The organism is Carnobacterium divergens, assembly GCF_900258435.1.
GTDB lineage: Bacteria > Bacillota > Bacilli > Lactobacillales > Carnobacteriaceae > Carnobacterium > Carnobacterium divergens_A.
On record NZ_LT992558.1, the window covers coordinates 1,158,296 to 1,180,945 of the forward strand.

At 31.3% G+C, this 22,650-nt stretch carries 20 protein-coding genes; 16 read left to right on the top strand and 4 right to left on the bottom strand.

Going from position 1 to position 22,650, the window contains the following annotated elements; translation table 11 throughout:
* Positions 1–10: 10 nt before the first annotated feature.
* The 9 genes from CDIMF43_RS05960 (at position 11) to wecB (ending at position 9,963) form a co-directional block, all read left to right on the top strand.
* Complete coding sequence (locus CDIMF43_RS05960) at positions 11–1,126, top strand: ATP-grasp domain-containing protein (protein ID WP_199198157.1); 1,116 nt, start codon at positions 11–13, stop codon at positions 1,124–1,126.
* Positions 1,127–1,141: 15 nt separating this feature from the next.
* Positions 1,142–2,035 (top strand): NAD-dependent epimerase/dehydratase family protein, encoded by an 894-nt coding sequence (locus tag CDIMF43_RS05965; RefSeq protein WP_109841468.1) that lies wholly within the window; start codon positions 1,142–1,144, stop codon positions 2,033–2,035.
* Positions 2,016–2,603, top strand: a complete 588-nt coding sequence (locus CDIMF43_RS05970; protein ID WP_109841469.1) for a sugar transferase — start codon at positions 2,016–2,018, stop codon at positions 2,601–2,603. Before CDIMF43_RS05965 ends, CDIMF43_RS05970 begins: the two co-directional genes overlap by 20 nt.
* 20 nt (positions 2,604–2,623) lie before the next feature.
* Positions 2,624–3,880 carry a glycosyltransferase gene (locus tag CDIMF43_RS05975; protein ID WP_109841470.1) on the top strand — a complete coding sequence of 419 codons (1,257 nt, stop codon included), beginning with the start codon at positions 2,624–2,626 and terminating at the stop codon, positions 3,878–3,880.
* Positions 3,881–3,929: 49 nt separating this feature from the next.
* Positions 3,930–5,372, top strand: a complete 1,443-nt coding sequence (locus CDIMF43_RS05980; RefSeq protein ID WP_109841471.1) for an O-antigen polysaccharide polymerase Wzy family protein — start codon at positions 3,930–3,932, stop codon at positions 5,370–5,372.
* Between the two features lie 43 nt (positions 5,373–5,415).
* Positions 5,416–6,363, top strand: a complete 948-nt coding sequence (locus tag CDIMF43_RS05985) for a glycosyltransferase family 2 protein (RefSeq protein WP_109841472.1) — start codon at positions 5,416–5,418, stop codon at positions 6,361–6,363.
* A 9-nt stretch (positions 6,364–6,372) separates the two neighbouring features.
* Entirely contained in the window at positions 6,373–7,791 is a 1,419-nt protein-coding gene (locus CDIMF43_RS05990; RefSeq protein ID WP_109841473.1) for an MATE family efflux transporter, read from the top strand.
* Positions 7,792–7,800: 9 nt separating this feature from the next.
* The gene (locus CDIMF43_RS05995; RefSeq protein ID WP_109841474.1) at positions 7,801–8,706 is read left to right on the top strand and encodes an LCP family glycopolymer transferase; all 906 of its coding nucleotides are present in this window, start codon (positions 7,801–7,803) and stop codon (positions 8,704–8,706) included.
* A 108-nt stretch (positions 8,707–8,814) separates the two neighbouring features.
* Complete coding sequence (gene wecB, locus CDIMF43_RS06000) at positions 8,815–9,963, top strand: non-hydrolyzing UDP-N-acetylglucosamine 2-epimerase (RefSeq protein ID WP_109841475.1); 1,149 nt, start codon at positions 8,815–8,817, stop codon at positions 9,961–9,963.
* Positions 9,964–10,122: 159 nt separating this feature from the next.
* On the opposite strand, the gene CDIMF43_RS06005 is transcribed toward wecB, so the two are convergent.
* A complete protein-coding gene (locus tag CDIMF43_RS06005) occupies positions 10,123–10,773 on the bottom strand; it encodes a deoxynucleoside kinase (protein WP_109841476.1) in 651 nt (216 codons plus the stop codon).
* 106 nt (positions 10,774–10,879) lie between these two features.
* A complete protein-coding gene (gene rlmD / locus CDIMF43_RS06010) occupies positions 10,880–12,256 on the bottom strand; it encodes a 23S rRNA (uracil(1939)-C(5))-methyltransferase RlmD (RefSeq protein ID WP_109841477.1) in 1,377 nt (458 codons plus the stop codon).
* Between the two features lie 173 nt (positions 12,257–12,429).
* Between rlmD and recX the strand changes: the two genes are divergently transcribed.
* The 5 genes from recX to CDIMF43_RS06035 all read left to right on the top strand — a co-directional run bounded on the left by recX (position 12,430) and on the right by CDIMF43_RS06035 (position 18,262).
* Positions 12,430–13,269 carry a recombination regulator RecX gene (recX, locus tag CDIMF43_RS06015; RefSeq protein WP_109842347.1) on the top strand — a complete coding sequence of 280 codons (840 nt, stop codon included), beginning with the start codon at positions 12,430–12,432 and terminating at the stop codon, positions 13,267–13,269.
* Positions 13,266–14,435: an A/G-specific adenine glycosylase gene (gene mutY, locus CDIMF43_RS06020; protein ID WP_109841478.1), complete on the top strand. Its 1,170-nt coding sequence runs from the start codon at positions 13,266–13,268 to the stop codon at positions 14,433–14,435. Before recX ends, mutY begins: the two co-directional genes overlap by 4 nt.
* Before the next feature lie 569 nt (positions 14,436–15,004).
* The gene (locus tag CDIMF43_RS06025) at positions 15,005–16,507 is read left to right on the top strand and encodes a helix-turn-helix domain-containing protein (protein ID WP_109841479.1); all 1,503 of its coding nucleotides are present in this window, start codon (positions 15,005–15,007) and stop codon (positions 16,505–16,507) included.
* A gap of 242 nt (positions 16,508–16,749) precedes the next feature.
* Entirely contained in the window at positions 16,750–17,283 is a 534-nt protein-coding gene (gene ntdP, locus CDIMF43_RS06030) for a nucleoside tri-diphosphate phosphatase (RefSeq protein ID WP_034570730.1), read from the top strand.
* A 133-nt stretch (positions 17,284–17,416) separates the two neighbouring features.
* Positions 17,417–18,262: an SGNH/GDSL hydrolase family protein gene (locus CDIMF43_RS06035; RefSeq protein ID WP_109841480.1), complete on the top strand. Its 846-nt coding sequence runs from the start codon at positions 17,417–17,419 to the stop codon at positions 18,260–18,262.
* A 33-nt stretch (positions 18,263–18,295) separates the two neighbouring features.
* Here the strand turns inward: CDIMF43_RS06035 and CDIMF43_RS06040 are convergent, their stop codons facing one another.
* Both CDIMF43_RS06040 and CDIMF43_RS06045 read right to left on the bottom strand, forming a co-directional pair.
* Positions 18,296–19,387 (bottom strand): FUSC family protein, encoded by a 1,092-nt coding sequence (locus tag CDIMF43_RS06040; protein WP_074402053.1) that lies wholly within the window; start codon positions 19,385–19,387, stop codon positions 18,296–18,298.
* Between the two features lie 145 nt (positions 19,388–19,532).
* Positions 19,533–20,825: a glutamate-1-semialdehyde 2,1-aminomutase gene (locus CDIMF43_RS06045; RefSeq protein ID WP_109841481.1), complete on the bottom strand. Its 1,293-nt coding sequence runs from the start codon at positions 20,823–20,825 to the stop codon at positions 19,533–19,535.
* A gap of 244 nt (positions 20,826–21,069) precedes the next feature.
* Here CDIMF43_RS06045 and CDIMF43_RS06050 point away from each other — a divergent pair, with 244 nt between their 5' ends.
* Positions 21,070–21,543 carry a Fur family transcriptional regulator gene (locus tag CDIMF43_RS06050; protein WP_074402055.1) on the top strand — a complete coding sequence of 158 codons (474 nt, stop codon included), beginning with the start codon at positions 21,070–21,072 and terminating at the stop codon, positions 21,541–21,543.
* Between the two features lie 113 nt (positions 21,544–21,656).
* Entirely contained in the window at positions 21,657–22,622 is a 966-nt protein-coding gene (locus CDIMF43_RS06055) for a LacI family DNA-binding transcriptional regulator (RefSeq protein WP_109841482.1), read from the top strand.
* Positions 22,623–22,650: the final 28 nt, after the last annotated feature.

The window sequence follows — 22,650 nt, forward strand, 5'->3', positions numbered from 1 at the left end:
GGAGGACAACATGGATAGAAAAAAAGTTTTGATATTAGGGGTTGCTTCAGTTCAAATGGATGCAATTATTGAATTAAATAATTTAGGTTACGAAACATTTGCTTGTGCGATGGCCAATGATGGACCGGGCGCCAAAGAAGCACATCATTTTTCTGAAATTAATATTCTAGATGAAGATGCATTAATTGAATATATTGAAAAAAATAATATTTCGGTAATTTATTCAGTAGGTTCTGACTTAGCAATGCCAATCGTAACTTCAATTAGTCAGAAATTAAAGTTACCTCATTTTGTATCAAACGAAACAGCTAAAATTTGTAATAACAAGAACTTAATGCGCCAAACTTTGGGAAATGATTTTATTGGAAATGTTCGACATCAAATTGTTGAACATAAAAAAGCCGTAATTGAACTTGATTATCCTTTTATTATGAAACCAACGGATTCTCAAGGTCAGCGAGGAATTTATTTAATTAATAATTACGATGAATATTTAAAGTATTATGAGTCAGTAAAAAGTTATTCAAGATCTGGTTTAGTAATTTTGGAAGATTATATTACGGGACCAGAGCTATCAGTAAATGGTTATGCAATAAATGGAGAAATTTGTTATTTAGTAGCATCAGATAGAGAAACATGGCCTGAATATACAGGTCTAATAAAAAAACATATAGTTCCTTCTGAACAATTGAAACTTGAAAGCGAAAAAGAATTATTTCATATAATTGAAAATGCATGTAAAAAATTAAATATACTGGATGGTCCGTTTTACGTTCAAATGAAGCTTGAAAAAAATAGTCCATATATAATAGAAATAACACCACGATTAGACGGTTGTCATATGTGGAATTTATTACAAAAGTATTCAGGAGTAAATTTATTGAAATTAACTTTTGAACATTTATTAGAACAAAAAACAAATGAATTAGAACAAAAACAAATAATAAATGATCAGTATATTTTAGAATTTATTTGTCAAAAACCAAATACTAAAGCAACGTATAAAAAATATACAAAAGAAATCAAACAGTCTTTAGAAAACTTTATGTATTATAATGAAAATGACCTAATCCGTCCTGTAAATGGTCAACATGATAAAATTGGATATTTTATTTACAAAAAATAGATTTGAGGTTTGCTTATGAAAGTTGCAATAACGGGTGGAACAGGATTTTTAGGAAAGAATGTAGTCTCTCTACTAAAAGAGAAAGAAATAGATATTAAAGTTTTATCTAGAAATGTAGAAATTAAGGATTTTTGTTATAAAACAAATTATTCAAAAGAGGATTTAATCAGTAGTTTAAAAGACGTTACGGCAGTTATACATTTAGCTGCAAGTAGAGGTAGTCAAGGAGAAATAAAAGAGTTTCATAATAATGAAGTATTAACACAAAATCTTTATGATGCATGCGTGGAACTAAATATAAAAAACATAGTTTATGCATCAACTATTTCAGTATATTCAAGTGCTGAAGAGCTTCCATGGAAAGAAAAAAACATACCACGCCCGAATTCTATGTATGGTATTAGCAAAGTAGTATGTGAGCAAATTGGAAACTTGTATAGTGAAAAAAAAGGATTGAAAGTAAAAAATTTGAGACTAGCCCATCTTTATGGTTTTAATGAAAAAAATAATTATATGATAAATAAATTTTTTAGACAAGCATATAATAAGCAAGAACTGGTACTTGACTCGAAAAGTGAGGCGAAAAGAGAATTTATATATGTAAAGGATGCTGCTAATGCCGTATACAAAGCTTTAATGACGTATGAATATACAGGTACATTAAACATAGGAACCCAAGATCAATTAACTAATATTGAAGTTGCAAAAAATATTAATGAAGTTTTTAACAATAATGGAAATTTAACAATAACTAATCCAAATAAAATTGAAAATATACAATCATCATATATGGATAGCTCTGAGGCAGAAAAGAAAATTGGATTTATTCCAACATATAAATTTAACGAAGCACTAAAAGATATTTATAATTTAATGGAGGAACTAGAAAATGTACCAATTTTTTATTAAACGAGTATTAGATATTGTACTATCGATATTAATTTTACCAGTGTTAATTGTTCTAATGATTCCTACTGCTATTTTTATTAAATTAGAAGATAGAGGGACAATTTTTTATAATGGTAAACGTCTTGGGAAAAATATGGAGCAATTCTCAATGTATAAATTTAGATCAATGAAAGAAAATGCTAAAGACATAAGGAATATTGATGGAAGTACATTTAACTCTAGTAATGATTCTAGAGTAACAAACATAGGAAGAATAATTAGAAAAACAAGTATCGATGAATTGCCTCAAATTTTTAATGTTTTAAAAGGAGAAATGAGTTTTGTGGGTCCTAGGCCAAGCCCGTTAGGTAATGAATCTAGGTATACAGATGAATTTAAGAAAAAATTTAGTGTGAAACCGGGAATAACGGGATATAATCAAGCTGTACTAAGAAATAAATCAACAATGGAACAAAGAATGAATAATGATATTTATTATACAGAAAATATTTCTTTTATTCTAGATGTTAAGATTATTTATTTAACTATTGTTTCAGTAATAACTAGAAAAAATATCAACCATGACTAAAAGAAAAATGAGGTTTGAAAATGAGTAACTGTTTAATTTTATTAACTAATTACTATCCTTATTATAAAGGAGAGGAGTATATAGAATCTGAAATAGAATATCTATCTAGCTGCTATGATAAAGTTATCATAATTTCTACAATGGTTTCTTTAAAAATGGAACAGACTCGTGAGGTTCCACCAAATGTTGAAATTATAAAAAGTAATATTAACCATTCGAAGATGGGTAAACTGTCAATGTTTTTTAAAAATTATATTAACATAAGAAAAGATAAAGAAAAAGTGAAAAACATAAAAAAAGAAACAGAAACAATATTCGAAAGGTTGTATTCCTACTATTTTGAAGCAAGAGCATTAAGCATTTATAAAAATATAGAAAGTAACTTAGCTTCTTTTGAAATTGATAAGTTTAATGTAGTTACAATATATAGTTATTGGTTTTATATAACAGCTAGAGTAGCGATTGAATTAAAAAACAAATTATTTAATCAACTACAGCCATATACTATTTCAAGAGCACATAGATATGATTTATATGAGAATGAATCTCCTTTAAAATTTTTACCTCAAAGATTATTTTTATTAAATGAACTTGATAATATTTATCCTTGTTCTCAAGATGGCGTTGATTATTTGAAAAATAGTTATCCAATGCATACAAAAAAAATAAGTGTTGAAAGATTGGGAACAATTGACCCATTCATTCAAATGATAGAAAGTAAAGATGTTTTATCGATAGTAACTTGTTCTGCAGTTAGAAAAGTTAAAAGATTAGATTTACTAATTGAAGCTTTAAAAATTCTAGAGTTTCAAGATATTCCTTTTAAATGGACACATATAGGAAATGGTCCAGAATTAGATGAATTAAAAAAAAGTGCACAAAAAAATTTAACGTGTTCAAATTATTCATTTGTAGGATTTTTAAAAAATAATGAAGTTTTAAACTGGTATAAAAATAATCCAGTAACAATTTTTATGAATCTATCGCTTTCAGAAGGCGTTCCTGTTTCAATCATGGAAGCTATGTCAATTGGTATTCCCATTGTGGCAACTGATGTAGGAGGAACAAAAGAAATAGTAGAGAATAATGTTAATGGATTATTGTTACAAAAAAATTGTACCCCATTAGAAATTGCAAATAGTATCCGACAGTTTTATACAATGGATTTAAAAAAATATAATAAATTTAAAATTAATTCAAAATTAATTTGGGAAAATAAAAGTAATGCGGATAAGTTATACTTAAATTTTTCAAAAAAAATATTAGAGAATAGCTGATTATTCCTATTATAAATATTTTGATTATTTGGAAGCCGAGGTTGAAAGTATGAAGAAGACCTATTTTTTTAATGCTATTTACTTACTTTTAGCAATAGTCGTTTTTGTGATGGGTTTAATTTTTGATTCTACCCTACTTGAATTAACTGCAGTTTTAATAGTTTTGTTTAACAATGTAAGTTATTCAATTTCGAATTTTAATAAAAATGTAATTTTTTTCTGTTTTAATTGTACATTTTTTATATTTTTAATTGGCAGAATCTTTGTTTCAACATTTTTTAACTATAGATCTACTGAAAGAGGAACTTATGGTTTAGATTTTGTTGATTCTAGTTATGTTCATTTGACTATGACTTGTTTATTTCTCTCACTAATTTTTGTTTTTTTAGGATATGTAATAGTTCAAAAGATTAAAATACCCTATGTAAGTAAAATTACAATTTCTAATGACTATAATAAAGCTTTGGAAAATGCAGCATTAATATTTTTTTATATTTCTATTTCTTTTAGATTAATTATAGTTTGGCAGATGAGAAATACAGCCATAAGTGAGGGATATTTTGAAACCTTTACTACATTTAAATCAAGTTTGCCAGGTGTTTTACAGAATGTATCTAATATGTATGATATTGCTTATTTTGCATTTTTGGCAACTTACCCAACTAAAAGAAAAGTACTTTTACCCACTAGTTTGTATCTTTTAGAAGGAATAATTGCCTCAATGGGAGGTAGAAGATCAATTTTAATGCTTAATATCCTAATTGTTTTCATTTATTTTGTTATTAGAAATATTGGGATTGTAAATAAAAAAGAAAAATGGATTGGAAAATTTGAAGTATTAGCTTCGTTGATAAGTGTTCCCATATTAATGTCCTTAATGACCATTATTGGAAATGTCAGAGCGTCTTTTACCGAAAAAACAGCTACTGCAAATAGTGGTGATTTTATTAATTCATTGAAAGAATTTTTATATTCACAAGGTGTTAGTGCAAACTTAATTGGTTACACTGAGATGTATCGTGATCAACTACCTCATAAAATATATACATTGGGTCCAGTGATAGAATTTATAGATAATAATATTTTTAGAAAATTAAAAGGGTTACCAGAATTTACAGGACAATCAATAGATAGAGCTATAAATGGTCATCTGTATTCTCAGGCCTTACCATATCTTATAATGCCTGTTGCCTATTTAAAAGGCTATGGCTATGGCTCAAGTTTTATAGCTGAAAATTATGCTGACTTTTCATTTTTAGGTGTTATTATTGGGAGTTTTTTATATGGTTGTTTGCTGCATATTTTATTTGTTGCTATTAAGAGTAACAAGTTTATTATCGTTACTTTTGCGTTGCTTATGACTCGAACAATATTGTTTGCACCTAGAGCTGCATATTTATCATTTATCGTATCCTCACTTTCTCCAATTAAAATTGTTACAATTGTATTGATTATAATCTTTGCTAAAATAATTAAAATTAAAGATGAATAGAACATTAGTAATAAATAATATGAATTTTGAAAGGTAAATTTAAATGATTACAATTATAGTTCCAATTTTTAATAGTGAAAATTTTTTAGAAAAATGTTTAGAAAGTATTTTAGCTCAAACGTACAAAGATTTAGAGATTATCTTAGTTAATGATGGTTCGAATGATAGAAGTAAAGATATTTGTAATGCTTATGCCAAAATAGACTCTCGAATAAAGTTGATTCATAAAAATAATGAAGGAGTATCGGCTGCAAGAAACGATGCTTTAAAAGTTGCAAAAGGAGAATATGTTGGATTTGTTGATTCTGATGATTGGATTGATCCAAAAATGTATGAAAATCTATATAAATTAATCAGGAGCACTGATTCAGATATTTCTGTTTGTGGATACAAGACTAGATTAAATTCATCTATAAATGGAAAAATTGATTATTTTACTATTGAAGATAATAAAGAAAAAATAAACATATTAATAAAGAATAATCAAGTAGGTGGATATCTATGGAATAAGCTTTTTTCAATGGATATTATTAAAAAAAATGGAATGTCTTTATTTGATGAAAATATTTATTTTTGTGAAGATTTACTCTATACTTCTCAATTATTTATGGAAAGTAAGTCTGTTTCTGTAACTACAGCAAGCTACTATAATTATATTACTCATGGGAATAATAGTACTTCTTATACTTATAGTAAGTCAAAATTAACAGCGTTGTTGGCATTACAGCAGATAATCGATAAATTTCAAGATAGCATTAATGGTGGGCTTGAGTTATATAAAGATTTGTTTATGCATATTAATATTAGTTTGCTTATGAATGGAATGAAACAAAAGAAGTTAGATAAAAAAACAACGCTGTATTTGAAAAAAAACTTATTTAGATACAATTTGCTAGATTTAAAATCATATAAAATTAAATTGTCATGTCTGATTTGCAGAATAAATTTAAGATTACATTATATCATTTGGAATAATTTTTATGGAAAGTAGGTTTCTATAATGAACTTTAAATTAAAAAGTATAACTAAAAATTTTTCATATACTTTTGTTGCCAATTTTTTATCTTTAGTTGTTTCAACTATTTTAATTATTATTGTTCCTAAATTTATTGGAATTAGCTCATATGGATATTGGCAACTTTATCTTTTCTTTACAACGTATATATCATATATGTCATTAGGGATAACTGATGGGATTTATTTAAGATTTGGTGGAAGTCACTATAAAGATTTACCTAAAAGACTGCTAGCTTCTCAATTTTGGTTTATAGTTTTTTTTGATTTAATGGCAAATTTTTTGATTTTATATTTATATTTTATTAATTACGATGATATAAACAAATTATTTGTAGTTGCTTTCACTTGTGTAACTGGTATTTTAGTGGTTCCTCGATCATTAGTAACATTTGTGTTACAGGCCACTAATAGAATTAAAGAATTTTCTATTATCCTTATTATTGAAAAAAGTCTTTATTTTATTTTTACAATTACGATTTTATTGTTAGGGATCAAAAAATTTGAAATTTTAATTTATGCTGATATTGGAGCTAAACTGTTTTCAACTCTCTATGCAATAATAATATGTAGTGATATGATTTTTCAAAAACTAGAAAATTTAAAAACTACTATGCGTGAAGTTTGGATAAATATTTCTGTGGGAATTAAATTGCTAGTTGCAAATTTATCAAGCATGCTGATAATAGGAATTATCAGAATTAGTATTGAAAAAAATTGGAGTATAGATACATTCGGAAAAGTCTCTTTAACTCTGAGTATATCAAATATGTTAATGTTATTTATTAATTCACTAGCTATTGTAATTTTCCCAGTAATGAGAAGAACATCGAAAGATAATTTAATCAAACTATATCCGATGTTGAGATTAGGAATAATGACTCCACTTTTAGGAGTGCTGCTATTTTTTTATCCAATGAAATTTATTCTTTCAATGTGGTTGCCACAGTATTCCGATAGTCTGAGCTATATGGCATTGTTGTTTCCAATGTGTTTGTATGAAAGTAAAGTTTTATTGTTAGTGAACACGTATTTAAAAACGTTAAGAAGAGAAAATATTTTGCTAAAAATTAATCTGTTAGTAGTTATAACTAGTTTTATTTTAACTGGGATAACAGCATTTTTATTGAAAAATTTGATAGTTACTATTTTATTAATCGTATTTTTGCTAGCTTTGAGATGTATAATTTCTGAATTATATCTATCTAAAATATTGGAAATTAAAGTGTTGAAAGATATCATTATCGAATTGATTATAACGATTATTTTTATTGTTAGTTCTTGGAATTTACCGTTATTAGATGCTTATTATATCTATCTTTTTACATATATATGTTATATAATATTGAAAAGAAAAGAACTCACAAAACTGGTTCAAGATAGTAAAAATTTAATGAATAGTTAGGAGATAGGAATGAAAAAAATTTTAATCTGGATTCTATGTATTTTTTTACTCGCAGTAGGAGCAATGGGGGCTTACGCCTATAAGGTATATCATGATGTTACCAAAACAACGGATAAAATGTATAAAAAAGTTGATAAAGAAGAAACTCGAAAAACACCAATTAATATTGAAAAAGGAGAACCATTCTCTGTCTTATTATTAGGGGTGGATACAGGTGATTTAGGTAGAACAGAGCAAGGTCGTTCTGATTCTGTGATGGTCGTTACCGTAAATCCAGAAAAAAATGAAACAAAAATCGTAAGCATTCCCAGAGATACGTATACTGAAATTGTAGGTCATGGTACAACAGATAAAATTAACCATGCATACGCTTTTGGTGGGACAACAATGGCAATCAATACGGTTCAAAATTTATTAGATATTCCAATCGATTATTATATTGAAATCAATATGCAAGGAGTAAAAGAAATTGTTGATGCAGTTGGTGGTGTCGATGTTGAAAGTCCTCTTGATTTCACTCAAGATAATATTAAGTTTACCAAAGGTCCTGTTCATCTAGATGGAGAGAAAGCATTAGCCTACTCAAGAATGCGTTACGAAGATCCAACAGGGGATTATGGCAGACAAGGTCGACAAAGACAAGTCATTGAAGCGATTGTTAAAAAAGCGGCTAATTTTTCAACTTTGACGAGATACAAAGATATTTTAAACGCAATGGGGAATAATATGGCAACAAATTTAACTTTTGATGATATGATGGACATTCAAGGGAAATATAAAGCAGCTGCAGGAAATGTTGAGCAAATTCAAATGCAAGGTACCGGAGAAATGATTAATGGTGTTTCATACCAAATTATAGCACCAGAAGAGTTACAAAAAATTTCTGAGAATTTAAAAATACAATTAGGCTTGTAAAAATAGAAAGCAAACAAACGAGTTACAGGTTTGTTTGCTTTTTGTTTTATGTTACAATTATTTTAGTTATTTAGTTAATAGAAAATATACTTAAAAGGAAATGAATTTATGAAGAAAATAAAAGTAATGACGATATTTGGAACGAGACCAGAAGCTATTAAGATGGCTCCATTAGTTTTAGAATTAGAGCGTCAAAGTGATCGATTCGAATCAATCGTAGTTGTAACAGCGCAACATCGTCAAATGTTAGATCAAGTATTATCCATTTTTAACATTAAACCAGACTATGACTTAAATGTGATGAAGGATCGCCAAACCTTAGCTCAAATCACAGCGAATGTTTTAATTGGCTTAGAAGATGTAATGAAAGAAGCAAAACCAGATATCGTGTTAGTTCATGGCGATACAACCACAACTTTTGCAGCAGGAATATCTGCCTTTTACAACCAAATTATGGTAGGGCATGTTGAAGCTGGATTAAGAACATGGAATAAGTATTCTCCCTTCCCAGAAGAAATGAACCGCCAAGTAACGGATGTCTTATCCGATTTATACTTTGCTCCAACAGTTGAAAGCGAAGAAAATTTAGTGAATGAAAATCATCCAAAAGATAAAATATTTATTACTGGAAATACGGCAATTGATGCCTTAAATGAGACGGTTAAAGAAGAATATCAACATGAAGTGTTAGCTAAAATTAAAGAAGACAATCGTTTAATTTTAATGACAATGCACAGAAGAGAAAATCAAGGTGAACCAATGGAACGCGTTTTCCATGCGATTCGTAAAGTCGTGGACAGTCATGCTGATGTGGAAGTAGTTTACCCAGTACATCTAAATCCAGTTGTACAAGAAGCCGCAAGTAGCATTTTAGGCAACCATGACCGGATTCATTTAATTGACCCATTAGATGTTATTGATTTTCATAACTTAGCAGCTAGAAGCTACATGATTATGAGTGATTCTGGTGGTGTTCAAGAGGAAGCTCCTTCATTAGGTGTTCCAGTATTAGTTTTACGCGATACAACCGAGCGTCCAGAAGGTGTTAAAGCTGGGACACTAAAATTAGTAGGAACTGAAACAAAAGATGTTTTAGCGGGTATGACTGAACTATTAGATGATCCAAAAGCACATCAACAAATGGCTGAAGCAAGTAATCCATATGGCGATGGAAAGGCCTCAGAACGTATTTTAGAAGCCATTGCGTATGAATTTGGTGTGAGTACCAATGCGCCTGCTCCATTTTGTGTAGAATAAATTTGCAAAAGGGACTTACTATTTAGTAAGTCTTCTTTTTTATTAAAAAATCTGTTATTTTTATGAGTGTTTAATTTTATGATGATATGAAACGGATTGCATAAATACGGAAAAATAGGATTGCGTTTAACCATTCACGGTTAAATTCAATCCTATTTTTTAATTCATATTTTCTAATTTATTATGGATTAGCTGAATGATTTTTTCTGCATCAGCCGGATTTTCTAAATCATGTTGATCAATATCAATCACAAGAGTCGCACTTTTATCGTATTGGTCGAACCAATCATCATAATGGCTGTGGAGTAAGGTATAGTAATCTAATAACCCCTCATTTCCATCAATTTGTTCGAAAGTTCGACCGCGTTTTTTGATTCGAGATAGGACGGTGTCTAAGGAACCTCTTAAATAAATTAATAAATCAGGAGCCTTTTTCGGTAATGAATCAAGTTCTTCCATCATATTGTCTAATAGATCAAGATAAGTATCCATTTCAGCATCACTCATATTTCCTTGCTGATGGTTAATTTTGGTAAATAAAGCATCTTCGTAAATAGAACGGTCAAGAACATTATGTTGCTGTTGCAAGGCCTGTTTAATGCTTCTGAAACGAGTATTTAAAAAATAAATTTGTAACGAAAATGCCCAACGCTTAGGATCCTCATAAAATTTTTCTAAAATACGATTGTCATCCACACTTTCATAAAATGCATCACTTTCAAGTGCTTCAGAGATTAATTTTGTATAGGTGCTTTTTCCAGCACCAATCATTCCTGCTAAAACAATCACAGCATTATTGTCTCCCTTCATTATTTCATACACTCCTATCAAAATACATGGATGTAAAAATTAGTCTATTATAAGTTGAAATTGATAAGGAGAAAATTCATAGTCGAATTTCCCCCTTAAAGTTTGATTATTTTGCAGTTAATTTTACAACGACTTCGCAACGAGCGGTTTGTGGAAACATATCAACGGATTGTAAGTAATCCACTTTATAGCTTCGTGATAATTTTTCTAAATCTCTTCCTAAAGTGGAAGGATTACAAGAAATATAAACCATTTTTTTAGGTTTTGCCTTGACGATTGCCTTGATTAGTTCAGGGTCAAGGCCAGTTCTTGGTGGATCAACTACAATAGCATCAGGTTTAAAGCCACGTTTTAACCAAAGCGGCAACAATGATTCTGCTTTTCCGACTTCGTAACGAACGTGGTCAAAGCCCATTTTGATTGCATTTTCTTTTGCGTCAGCAATGGCTTCTGGAATGGTGTCCATCCCACGGACTTCTTTGGCATCTTTTGCTAAGCTCAGACCAATAGTTCCAACACCACAATAAGCATCTACTAAAGTCTCATCTTTTTGTAAATCAAGTGCTTTTCTAGCTTCATCGTATAATACGTTTGTTTGAATAGGATTCAGTTGGAAAAATGCACGTGCAGACAAGTCGAATTCTAACGTGTCTAATTTTTCAGTTAAGCTTTCTTTTCCAGCAAGATGAATCGTTTCTTCACCCATAACTAAAGAAGTTTTTTCTTGATTGACGTTTTGCATGATTGAGACGATTTCTGGTAACTGAAGTTTAACTTGCTCTAAAAATTGTTTTTTCTTAGGCAATTTTTTACTATTTGTTACTAAAACTAACTGAACTTCACCTGTTTCAATCCCAACACGAGCCACAATGGTTTTAATGATTCCACTGTGTTTGACTTCATCATAAATTGGAATATCCAAGTCAGATAGAAGTTGTTTCACGACATTGACTGTTTTTGTTGTTTCAGGTCGTTGAACCAAACAATTGTCAATATTTACTAATTTATGAGATCCTTCACCATATAGACCGGCAATGACGTTGTCGTCTTCGTTTTTACGAACTTGGAATTGAGCTTTATTCCGATAACGCCAAGGATCATCCATTCCTATAGTAGGTCTGATATCAAATTCTTCAAAACCTGCAGGTTTAAATTTTTCAAGAGATTGTAAAACCATATCACGTTTAAAATCTAATTGTTTATTATAAGAGAGATGTTGTAATTGGCAACCACCGCATGCTTCGTATACTTCACAAGGAGGAGTCACACGATTTTTTGATGGTTTTCTGATTTTTTTAATAGTTGCTGTAGCAAAACGCGGCATGATTTCAGTGACTTCAGCCACGACTTCTTCTTCTGGTAAAGCGCCTTTTACAAACACGATGGTGCGTTTATAATAGCCAATCCCTTCGCCGTTAATTCCTAAACGTTTAATCGTAAGAGGAAATCGTTGACCAATTTCAATTGTATGTTCTGGATTCATAAATACCTTCCAATCTTATATTTTTTAACTGTACTCATTATAGCATGATTGGTCAAGTAAAACTTGCTTTATGAAACATCAAAACAATCTTTTTCAAAAGTATTTCTATGTTATACTAATGATAAACTAGCACAAAAGTAAAGGAGCTAACGTTGAAGAAGGGAACGAATCCAATGAATGAAAAAAAAAATCAAGAAACAACGCCAAAAATTCCTGTCATTACTAAAATAGAAGCGCAAAAACGTAGTGAACGCTATAACATTTATTTAGATGGAGAGTATGCTTTTCCAATAGATGAAGCCATTTTAGTGAAGTACGTGCTGCATAAAGGCATGGAAGTTACTAAAAGTTTTCAAAAAGAATTAGAAACGGAAGATGGCCTTCGCAAAGCTTATAATCGTGCTTTGAACTACTTAAATTACGGCTTGCGTTCGGAAAAAGAAGTGCGTGATGATTTAGTAAAACATGAATTTACTATTGAAACAGTAATGAGCGTCATTGAAAAATTAAAAGAACAAAAATATATTGATGATTTAGTTTATGGCGAAAGTTATACTAGAACAGGAGCCAATATTGGTGGCAAAGGTCCTATTGTCATTAAACAAGAATTAAAACGTAGAGGACTAGATGACGCAACGATTGTAAAGGCACTTGAACAATATCCTTTTGAGCAAATGGTCGAAAACGGTGTAGCAATTGGAGCAAAAGTTTTACGAAGAACAAGTGAACACTCATCCAGAGAAACACGCCATAAAGTGCAACAAACTTTAATGCAAAAAGGTTTTTCGAGTGAAGTTATTTCTATTGTTTTAGAAAATATTGATACAGTTAAAGATGATGAGGATGAATACGAAGCATTAAAAAAACAAGGTGAAAAACTCTGGCGTAAAAATGAACGCATCAAAGGGTTTAAAAAAATTCAAAAAGTAAAAACAAGTCTCTTTCAAAAAGGATTTGCAGGAGACTTAATTAATCAATTTATTGAAGAAAAGGAATTGGAAGAAGACGAATGACAAATGAGCTGAATAACTGGTCTGAAACTAAAATAAAAGATTTTCAAGCAATTTTTTTAAGTTGGTACGATTTAGAAAAAAGAACCTTACCTTGGCGTGAAAATAATGATCCTTATCGAATTTGGGTATCAGAGATTATGCTGCAACAAACGCGGGTAGATACGGTCATTCCGTATTATTTAAATTTCATGAATTTATTTCCAACAATTCAGGCATTAGCCGATGCCGATGAAGATGTTTTGCTAAAAGCATGGGAAGGCTTGGGCTATTATTCGAGAGTTCGAAATTTACAAAAGGCAGCAATTCAAATTGTAACGGAATTTAATGGTGAAATGCCAAAAGATCCAGCATTAATTGCGACTTTAAAAGGAATTGGACCTTATACCACGGGAGCTATTTCAAGCATGGCTTTTCAGTTGCCAATACCAGCAGTAGATGGAAATGTGATGCGAGTGGTTAGCCGTCTCTTTGAAATCAGTGAAGATATCGCAAAACCAGCATCAAGAAAAACTTTTGAAAGAATAATGACAGATATTATCGATCCCCATAAACCAGGGGATTTTAATCAAGCGATGATGGATTTAGGTTCTAGCACCTGTACGCCAACAACGCCAACTTGTCATCTTTGCCCAATCAATGAATTTTGTCAATCATTTGAAAAAGGAACGATGTTACAGTATCCCGTAAAAAGTAAAAAGAAAAAGGCAAAACCGGTCTACTATATAGGAGCGATTATCAAAAACAATCGTGGTGAATTCTTATTAGAAAAGCGTAGTGAAAAAGGGTTATTAGCCAATATGTGGACATTTCCTTTAGTAGAAGAAGAAATCATTGTAGAAGATACCCCGTTGCCATTAGGAGTATTGACAAGTAAGCAACCTGAGACGATTGAAAATCAGACTTTAGAAAATTTAACAAATGAAATCAAAGAAAACTATCAAGTAGAGCCAGTTTGGTTAAAGAAACCTTTTATTGAAGTGAAACACATCTTTAGCCATTTAAAATGGTTTGTCGCAGTTTACTTTGGTCAATTAACGGAAGACAACGAGGCTGAAGAAATTCCAAAAAATTGTAAATGGGTACATCCAAGCGAATTTGATCAATATACTTTTCCAGGTCCACAACAAAAGATGTGGCAAGCTTATTTAACGAAATTTAAAAGCTAAAAAGCATGAACTTCTGACTAGAAGTTCATGCTTTTTATCATTTTTTTTAAGAAATGGTCAAATAAACGATAAATGACTCAATAATCCTTATATACTAGTCTTTATAGACGGTATTTACTCGAATTAAGACTCCTGCTCCAAACAAAAACGTTCATAATTAAAAGGAGAAATGCTATAATTCATTATCAAGTTAAGTAAGCTTTTAGTTATTGAACAAAGAACTTTTAGTTTTTATAGTAAATTTAAACGAAAAGAGGAGATTGAAGATGTCAGGATTTGTCGATCAATTAATTCAAAGTGTTGTAGAAAAAAATGAAAAAAGAAATGTAGAACAAAAAGGTAGTTCAGCTCAAGAAACATTTTCAAAAGTATCTTAAGCTTGTTATTCAAAAAAACTGCAGTCTGACTAGTAAATAATGTCAAAACACAAACAATTTTTAATTTTAAATAATAAAAAGGAGAGAAAACCCCTATTTCTCTCCTTTTTGGTATGGATTAGTATATAATGTATAAGATAAGATAAAAAATAGCGTGCACTTGATTAATTTAGTTGGGGGTAAACAAATTAAATGAAACACTTTTTAGACAGATTGCAAACTCGAAAAATTCGTTTATTAAAGATCGCTAAAGATAATAAAGAACTAAACAATATTAGTGATTTAGCAAAAGAGCTAAACTGCTCAACACAAACGTTGACAACAACAGTTGAATCTTTAATAGAAGATTTAGAAGAATTAAGCATTCAGACGCTATCAATCAAAATAGACAATAAATTGTTTATTGCTGATTTTAGTAATGAGTTTTCATTAGATCGTTTGATTCATTTATATTTAAAGAAATCTTTTGAATATCAAGTAATTTTAGATTGTTTCTTTAACACCACAAAAAGTACATCGCAATACGCAAAAGACTATTATTTAAGCCAAGCTTCAACTTATCGCAAAATAAATAGTGTTAAAACAATCTTAGCTCAATTTAACTTAGAATTACAACAAGCTTCAAAAATTCAAATAATTGGTGAAGAAAAAATGATTCGATATTTCTTTTATTCTTTCTTTTGGGAAACAAGAACAAGCGTCACGTGGCCATTCCCCTATTCAAAAGATTTTATAGAAGAGTTGAGACAATTGCTTTATCCTGAGAACTATCTTAAGGACAATACCTTAATTAATGAAAACAAGCTTGATTTATGGTTTGCGATTACATTGATGAGGGTAAAGGAAAATGAGTTGATTGGATCGTTGCCAGAAATAAAAAAAATGTTACAAAAAAATCCCTCTTATTTAAAAAATAAAGCTGAAATTACAGAACGTTGTTTAGAAGTAAATAGGGATCTTACTCCCCAACAAATAGATGAAGAAGTTTATTTTTATTACGTAGTGATGATGTACAATATTTATTACGTTGAATATGATGATAAAATGATGCCTCTTTTAGAAGCAATTAATGAAAATAATGAGGTCTTTAAACTCGCTTCCGTTCAATTTATTGAGAGTCTGAATCATTTTTTATCAAAACCATTGAAGATAGATCAGTACAATATTTTATTAGCAAATTTAATTAGTATCCACATGTATGTTTTTTTATTTGAAGGACTGTTGTCCCCATTTGAAGAACCTTTAAAGACAAAACGTTTTGATCGGATTTACCCTTCTTTTTATAAGTTGGTAAAAAACACGTATCAAAATTTTATTGAGTTTGATTCTTTCTCAAAGTATTACTACAATAAAGAATTGCTGTTTCCTAGTTATATGCTGACGCTTTTTGTTTCAATTGATGTGAAAAACTATACAATACCAATCAGCGTCTATCTTTATTCTTCTCATAGTAAAATTTTAGAAACGATTTTAAAAAAAGAACTTTCTAAAATGACACAGTATCATTTGTTTTTTACAGACGAAGAGATGGATGAGACAGATTTAATTGTTTCTGATACGTTTAATATTCCATATAAGTTATCGGAAAATCGAATGTTAATTTGGGATCCAATTCCAAGTGATACAGATTGGAAAAATTTACGTGATAAATTAAGTGAAATAAAAAAAGAAAAAGAATTTCTTTTTTTAGATTAATAGGCTAGGAAATCCTTCTTTTATTAAAAAAATAAATGTAAATCGTTTTAATTTTTAACAACAAAACGATAAAAAACAGTTTCTTTTCGAAGTTAGAAACTGTTTTTTTACATAGATGAACGGAATAATTTAGATAAACGCTACCATATGTGATATAATATTGATGAGTTAAGAAGAAGTAAAACTGTTAATTATTAAATTATTTCTCTTTTTTATCGAGGAATCAGAAAGTTGGGTATGGGATGCGTGTTCCAAAAGAAGGAGAATTCATCACCATCCAAAGCTACAAACATGATGGCAGTTTACACCGCACATGGCGAGATACTATGGTTCTTAAGACGAGTGAACAATCGGTAATTGGTTGCAATGATCACACACTAGTAACTGAAGCAGATGGTAGAAGGTGGCTCACAAGAGAACCAGCAATTGTTTATTTTCATAAGCATTATTGGTTTAACATAATTGCAATGATTCGCGAAAACGGCATTTCGTATTATTGTAATTTAGCTTCACCCTATACAATGGATGAAGAAGCGTTAAAATATATTGATTATGATTTAGACATTAAGGTATTTCCTGACGGAGAAAAACGCCTATTGGATGTAGATGAATATGAAGCTCACCGTAAAAAGTGGCAATATCCAAACGATATCGATCATATTTTAAAGGAAAATGTTAAAGTTCTTGTAGAATGGATTAATGAAGAAAAAGGTCCATTTTCTAAAGAATACGTTGAACTTTGGTATGAACGCTATCAACAATTGTCACAAAAATGATGGGTTTTACAATTGGATGACAAGGATGATTCATAAAAAAGCACCGCTTTGACAGGGTGCTTTTTTTTTTTTAAACAATCATTATGGCAAATATGATATAATAAATTAGTATATAGAAAGGAGTTATGTCAAGATGGAGAAAAGAAATATCTTTTTTTTACTAGTTGGTGTTGTGGTGACAGTTGGGGTAATTATAACGGGTTCTCACTATGCTGAAACGAAAAAAGAGGCAATGATTAATCAAGGAAAAACTGAAATTGTAAAAAAAGAAGTATCTGACAAAAAACAAGAAGAAAAAGAAATTAATGAATTTGAAAACAATCGAGGAAGTTTATCAACGGTAGATTATTTAAAATTTGTGGCTACTAAAAAACAAAAAGCGACTGTTTCATTTTTTGGAGGAAAAGAACAGCAACCCGAATTCATTAACCCTTTGCAAAACTGGATGGGTGAAAAATTGAAGGTAGCAGACTTGGCGATTCAATCTGTCTCTATTCCAAACCCAAGTACATACCAATTAATGACTCAAAATTCAGTGGCTACGCTAGCAAGTAATGCACCGGATGTTGTTTTTTTCCAAGTACCTGTAGTGGGAGATCAAGAAATTGATATTAGTTTAACCAATTCAAAACAATACCTTCTTCAACTTATGGAGGACATCCGGGCTCAGTTACCTGAAGCATTGGTGATTCTAGTGACGCCTCCACCAAGTACTGCCTTAAAAGAAGTGTATAATTCTAGATCAATCAACTATGTCAGTTATTTGGAAAATTTAAAAGAAATTGAAGCAGAGCAATCGTTTCTTTATTTTGATCTTCATGATCAGTATCTCGCTGATTTAGAAGAAAAAGCTCAACCTTTAGAAAGTACCTTAGAAGCAGATGGAATCACATTGAACAGTGTAGGAAATGCTCTCTATATAGAATTATTTGAAAAAGCTTTGACTCAACCTATCGATACAACAAGTGGAATTAAATAAAAAAACAATGAGCAAATTTTGCTCATTGTTTTTTTATTGCTCTACATTTTCGATATTTGAAATATCTGAAGAGGGGTTCCAATGATTTCCTTTGTAACTCGTGACAAGAGCATTTAGATGTTCTAAATACTCTTCATAATTTAAAATGCTCGACATAATATGAATCACTGAGTTGCTTTGTAGATAATCATCTTTAATGTTTTCTTCCGTACTTGCTTCATCAAAGAAAGATTGCATAAATTCTTTACGTAACGAGCGATTGTTTGCGATAAAGTTTACACTGCCAGCAGGCACCCGACCATTGAATTTTAAAAGAATTTGCTCATGAGCACTTAAGAGAGTCTCTAATCGCTCACGAATTAAAATCCGCAATTCAGGAGGGAAATTATTAAAGGCATTTTCATTATTATGAATGGTTTTCAATAAATTGTAAGCGGCCTTAGTAGTTGAAATCATTTGACGATAAACCACAACTTTTCTTAAATTTTGAAACCGAGTCTTTCTAAAATAAACATCTTCTTCGCTAAACAAAGAATAATAAAAATCCATTTTTTCCATTTGTTTTTTAACCCATTTTAAATCTTTTTTCAAAAATGGATATTCAGTATTTTTACGAACACTAGCCCGAATCCATTTTAAAATCTCAGTTGTGGCATAGTCGACTACATGGTAAAGCTTTTCTTCATAACGTGGTGGGAAAAAGAGTGTATTGACAATAAATGCGGTTAGAATCCCAATCATAGTAGAAGAAAAACGCAATAAAGCGTAAAGCATAAAGCTATCTTCTGAAGTCATCATAACAACGATTAAAGTTACTGTTGCCAGTCCAATTACACTATCTAGTCGAAAGCGGTTAAGAATAGCAATCAGAATAATTGCAGCAATTCCGATAACAACAAAATTATTTCCAACCGTTAAAAATGCCCCAATGGCGATTCCAGCACCTAATAAATTCCCGATAGTTTGATCTTTTAAGGTTTTAAGAGATCTTTTCACCGAAGGCTGCATGGCAAAGACAGCAGAAATTGCAGCAAACGTTACATAAGTAATGCCTGCTAAGTGTGTTAAGTATAGCGCGATGGCAATTGCTAAGCCTGTTTTTAAAGTCCGAGCGCCTAATTTCATAGAAAAAGTCAACTCCAATATCTTCTTTAGTTAATAGTAAGCGATATTCTTCATTTAAGCAAAGCTTTTATCCAAAATTTAAACGAAAAACAACTTCTTCTACTATGTTCACTAAAATAGTAGAAGAAGTTGTTCGAACTCTAGTTTAAGTTAGTTTAGAAAAGGCATTGTTAATGGCAACGATAGTATCATCAATGTCTTTTTGAGTATGCATAATGGTTAAGAACCAAGCTTCAAATTTACTTGGAGCCAAGTTAATCCCTTCATCCAACATTAATTTGAAGAAACGACCAAAACGTTCTGAATCCGTATTCTTTGCATCTTCGTAATTGACCACAGGATGATCTGAAAAATAAACCGTTAAGGAACCTCCAATTTGATTGACCACAGTTGGAATGTTGTGAGCGGCTCCCGCTGCTAATAACGCATCTTTTAATTGTTCAGCAAAATGTGCCATACGTTCGTAAATACCAGGTTCTTGCAATACTTCTAAACAAGCAATTCCAGCTTGCATTGAAAGAGGATTGCCCGCCATTGTTCCTGCTTGATAGGCTGGGCCAAGTGGAGCAACCGTGTTCATAATTTTATCAGGACCGCCATACGCCCCAATTGGCAATCCACCACCGATTGATTTTCCAAAAGCAGTTAAGTCAGGAATGACTCCTAACATGTCTTGTGCAGCACCGTATCTAAATCTAAAGTTGGTAATAACCTCATCATAGATAACAAGCGCACCAAATTCATGAGCGATTTCATTTACCGCTTCTAAAAAACCAGGGATTGGAGCTACCATTCCAAAGTTCCCAATAATAGGTTCAACTAATACAGCAGCAACTTGATGGCCCCATTTTTCCATAACCTGTTTAAAAGGTTCTACTTGATTGAAAGGCACTGTAATTACTTCTTTAGCAGTTCCATTAGTAACCCCAGCAGAATCACTTGCACCTAAGGTTGAGGGGCCGCTTCCTGCTTCAACTAAAACCAAATCAAAATGACCGTGATAGGCACCTGAGAATTTAACAATCAATTCACGATTGGTATAAGCTCTTGCAACCCGAATCGTAGACATAACGGCTTCAGTTCCGGAGTTTGTAAAACGAACCTTATCCATTGATGGAATCGCATCCGTTAACATTTTAGCAAATTTAATTTCATGTTCAGTAGGTGTTCCAAATAACACACCAGTTTCTGCGGAACGTTTGATTGCTTCAACAATATGAGGATGATTAAAACCTGTAATAATGGGCCCAAAAGCGGCTAAGTAATCAATATAACGATTGCCATCTACATCGAAAAGATACGCACCATCTCCTTTGACCATTGTAACAGGGTCTCCACCACCAACGCCTTTAAACGAACGACTTGGACTATTAACCCCACCTACAATAACTTGTCTAGCATCATTGGCTAAACGGTTTGATTCCGTATGATCTAACATAAAAATCCCTCCTATTTGATAACACTGCTCCTTTATTGTAAGTGTCAAAAGAGAGAAGTGCAACGCTTAGTGGCTAAAAAATGAACAATTTGTCATCATCGTTGCAAAAAGAGGGAAATAGCAGTATGATAGAAGGGATAAAGAACGATTCTTAGTTATAAAACTAAATCAATCCTTTCCTAATTTATTAAAAAAAAGCATCACTTATTCAACCAAACGGAATTAAAGTCAAGGAGGAAGTCGAATGAAAAATTCACAAGTCGTTCATTCAATTGAGAAATTAAAAGCCTCAAATATTAGAATTACCCCACAACGTTATGCTATTTTAGAATTTCTAATTGAATCCGAAAGCCATCCGACTGCAGACGAGATTTATCGGGCTCTAGCAGATCGTTTTCCCAATATGAGTGTAGCGACAGTTTACAACAACCTTAGATTATTTACTAAGATTGGCTTTGTACAAGAAATGGTTTATGGAGACTCTTCAAGTCGTTTTGATTTTACATCAACTCAGCACTACCACGCTATTTGTGAAGAATGCGGAAAAATTGTTGACATCTATTATCCAGGATTAGACGACGTTGAAGTGGTTGCTTCTAACTTAACAGGTTTTGAAGTTACTCACCATCGTATGGAAATGTATGGTACTTGTCCAGAATGTCTTGCAAAACATACAGCAGCTGAAAACGTGTCAACAGAAATACCAGTCAATCATTAAAAACTAGCCTATCTAGGCTAGCTTTTTTTGTAAAGAGAGACTTGAAATTTCTGTAACAAGAAGTCATAATATAGAAAATAGCAGTTGGAAATTTAACCGAGGTGAATCAATTAATGGTAACGCTGACAGATGTGGCGAAAAGAGCAAATGTTTCAAAAATGACCGTTTCTCGAGTAATCAATCATCCTGAACAAGTAACAGATGAATTGAAAGAGTTAGTTTTTAAAGCCATGAAAGAGCTAGATTATCGCCCAAATGTGGCAGCTAAAGCATTAGCAAATAATCGCACTCAAGTCATTAAATTTTTTATCTTGGAAGAAATGAACACGACGGAACCTTACTATATGAATTTATTAACAGGTATCGCAAAAGAGTTAGATAAATATCACTATACATTGCAACTAGTCACTAAAAACAGTTTTGATATTGGTGCATGTGACGGGTATATAATCACAGGAATGCGAGAAGAAGATTATCGTTGGATTGAAGGCGCTAAAAAACCGGTTGTGTTATTTGGAGAGAATCACCATGGCTATGATTTTGTTGATACAGATAACAAGTACGGCACTACTTTAGCTACACAACATGCTATCCAACAAGGCTTTACCTCCATTGTTTTTATTGGCATCAATGTCAAAGAACCTTTTGAATATTCTAGAGAAGCAGGATATATCAATACCATGCAGCAACATGGTTTAGTTCCCGTAATCCATCGATTTGAAAATCGTTCGCGTTATTCCTCGGAGTTTATCATAGAAAATTGGAACCAATTCAAACCAGGCACAGCTTTTATTTGCAGTTCGGATCGATTGGCGATTGGCATCGAGCGTAGCATCTTGACATTAGGAGGGAAAATCCCTCAAGAATATGGCATTATTGGAAATGATGGTGTTTTTCTAGATCAAATTGCCTCACCTCCATTGACTACCGTGAAGCAATCCGTCATTGAAATGGGCGTTGATTGCGCTAGAATGCTGTTAAATAAAATTGAACAACAGGGCGCTCCACAAGGAAGTCATTTTTTTCAACCAGAACTAGTCATTCGTGAATCAACAGTTCCTATAATTAAACCAGAATAACTAACAGGCAGTTTGACTATGAGTCAAG